The sequence below is a fragment of the Cellulomonas sp. EB106-03-03-XG116 genome, assembly GCF_058792015.1.
Map to the genome: position 1 here is coordinate 90,642 of NZ_JBYTEP010000011.1, position 2,584 is coordinate 93,225.

Sequence of the window (2,584 nt, forward strand, 5' to 3'; positions counted from 1 at the left end):
CGGACACGCCGTCGGCGTGTCCGTCACGACGTTCCACTGTCGAGGCCCCCGGAGGACGTGCAGGGCGACCCCCGTGATCACCCTCACATCAGCCGCGGAACAAGTTGCCCAGCGCAACCGTTGTGATAGTTTGCCTGCTGCAACCAATGAAAGAGGTCCCCGCCGTGCCCAGCACCCCCGCCTACCGCGTGCTCATCGACGCCATCGCGCGTCTGCAGCGCGTGCAGCGCGAGGTCGGCACCGAGCTGGCGCGCGACCTCGACTGCCCGCGCGCCGCCCTCAGCCTGCTCTGGCTGCTGGACAAGGCCGGCGAGCTGGGCATCGGCGACGTCGCGCAGCACCTGCACGTCGACATCTCGGTGGCCAGCCGGCAGGCCAGCCAGCTGGTCGAGTCCGGCTACGCCGAGCGCAGCACACCGGACGCGCCGGGCACCGACCGGCGCGTCCGCACGGTCCGGCTGACCGAACGCGGGAAGGCCTTCACGGCCGACACCAAGGTCGCGATGGACGCGCGGGCCGCCGAGGCGTTCAGCGCCTGGACGCCCGCCGAGCTGGCCGAGGCGTCGGCGGTGCTCGAGCGGATCGCGGCCACGATGGCCGAGTTCGGCACGCGCACCGCCACCGACCCGGCCCCGACGAGCACCCCGGCCGACGACCCCCGCGCGCCGGCGCTCGCCGCCGCGGCCACCTGACCCCACCCGGGTCGGTGCGCAGCCGCGCGCACCGGCCCCCGCAGCACGCGACCGCCACCCGGCCGCGCCGCACCACCACCACGTCCGCCGACGGCGCCGGGCACCGCATCCCAGGGCGAAAGCAGAGTTCACGCATGAGCAGCACCACCCGGGCCGAGAGCCCGACCGTCGACCGCGGGCCCGCGCCCGCGATGAACCACCGGCAGGTGATGGAGGCCCTCTCCGGCATCCTGCTCGGCATGTTCGTGTCCATCCTGGCCACGAGCGTCGTGTCGAGCTCCCTGCCGAAGATCGTCAGCGACCTCGAGGGGTCGCAGTCGTCCTACACCTGGGTCGTCACCGCGACCCTCCTCACCACCACGATCACCACCCCGATCTGGGGCAAGCTCGCGGACCTCGTGAACCGCAAGCTCCTCATCCAGATCGCGCTGGTCATCTCCGTGCTGTCGTCCGCGGCGGCCGGGTTCTCGCAGACCGTCGGCTTCCTGATCGGAATGCGCGCCCTGCAGGGCATCGGCGCCGGTGGCCTCACCGCGCTGGCGACGGTCCTGATGGCCGACATCCTGAGCCCCCGCGAGCGCGGCCGGTACATGGGCCTCATGGGCGGCATCATGGGCATCGGCATGGTCGGCGGCCCGCTGCTCGGCGGCGTGATCACCGACAGCCTGTCCTGGCACTGGAACTTCTTCGTCGGCCTGCCGTTCGCGGTCGCCGCGATCATCGTGCTGCAGCGCACGCTGCACCTGCCGCAGATGGCCCGCAAGGTCGTGAGCATCGACTACTGGGGCGCCGCGCTCATCTCCGTGGGCATCGCGAGCCTGCTGCTCTGGGTGACCTTCGCCGGCGACAAGTTCGACTGGCTGTCCTGGCAGACCGCCGCCATGGTGATCGGCGCCGTCGTGGTCCTCGCGATCGCGGTCGTCGTCGAGAACAAGGTCGCGGACCCGATCATCCCGATGCACCTGTTCAAGAACCGCACCGTCGTGCTGTCCGTGATCGCGTCCGTCGCGGTCGGCGTCGCGATGTTCGGCACCTCGGTGTTCCTCAGCCAGTACATGCAGGTGGCCCGCGGCAAGACCCCGACGCAGTCCGGCCTGCTGACCATCCCGATGATCCTCGGCCTGTTCCTGTCGTCGACCATCGCCGGGCGGTTCATCACCAAATACGGCCGGTACAAGGGCTTCATGGTCGCGGGCGGCGTGCTGCTGACCGCCGGCCTGGCCCTGATGGGCACCATCCGGTACGACACCAGCTTCGTCCTGGTCGGCCTGTTCATGTTCGTCATGGGCGCCGGCGTCGGCATGCTGATGCAGAACCTGGTCCTCGCGGTCCAGAACATCCTGGACGTCTCCGAGACCGGCTCGGGCACGGCGACCGTGGCGTTCTTCCGGACGCTCGGCGGCGCGATCGGCGTCTCGGCGCTGGGCGCGGTGCTCGGCAACCGGATCACCGGCTACATCACCGACGGCCTCGTCTCCGCCGGCGTCGACCCGGCCGCGCTGGGCGGCGGCACCACCTCGGTGCCGGACGTCTCCACCCTGCCGGAGCCGGTGAAGACGATCGTCGAGTCCTCGTACGGCCACGGCATCGCGGACCTGTTCCTCATCGCCGTCCCGCTCGGCGTGATCGCGCTGATCGCCGTGCTGTTCCTCAAGGAGGTGCCGCTCGGCCGCCGCTCCGGCGTGGAGCAGCTGCTCGACCAGGAGCAGACCGGCGAGGCCGTCCTGGCCGAGGCCGGCACCCCCGGCGCCCAGCAGGCGGTCGGCCAGCAGGCCGAGGCCGAGCAGGCCGCCCCGGTCCACCGGGCCTGACCACGGCGGGCCCCGTCCGGGCCCGCCCCGCGGGTCCACCCGCAGCACGACGCGAGGCGCCCGGCCGTCCCACCGACGGCC

General features: G+C 72.0%; 2 protein-coding genes. Both read left to right on the forward strand.

Annotated elements, in window-relative coordinates; all coding sequences use genetic code 11:
* The first annotated feature begins 164 nt into the window (after positions 1–164).
* A complete protein-coding gene (locus AC3WUG_RS07160) occupies positions 165–692 on the forward strand; it encodes a MarR family winged helix-turn-helix transcriptional regulator (protein ID WP_492327044.1) in 528 nt (175 codons plus the stop codon).
* Between the two features lie 134 nt (positions 693–826).
* Positions 827–2,503: an MFS transporter gene (locus tag AC3WUG_RS07165; protein ID WP_492327045.1), complete on the forward strand. Its 1,677-nt coding sequence runs from the start codon at positions 827–829 to the stop codon at positions 2,501–2,503.
* Positions 2,504–2,584 lie beyond the last annotated feature (81 nt).

What these genes read in the sequence shown, in the direction of transcription:
- AC3WUG_RS07165 (WP_492327045.1), top strand. Translation starts at nt 827, where the DNA reads ATGAGCAGCACCACCCGGGCCGAGAGCCCGACCGTCGACCGCGGGCCC.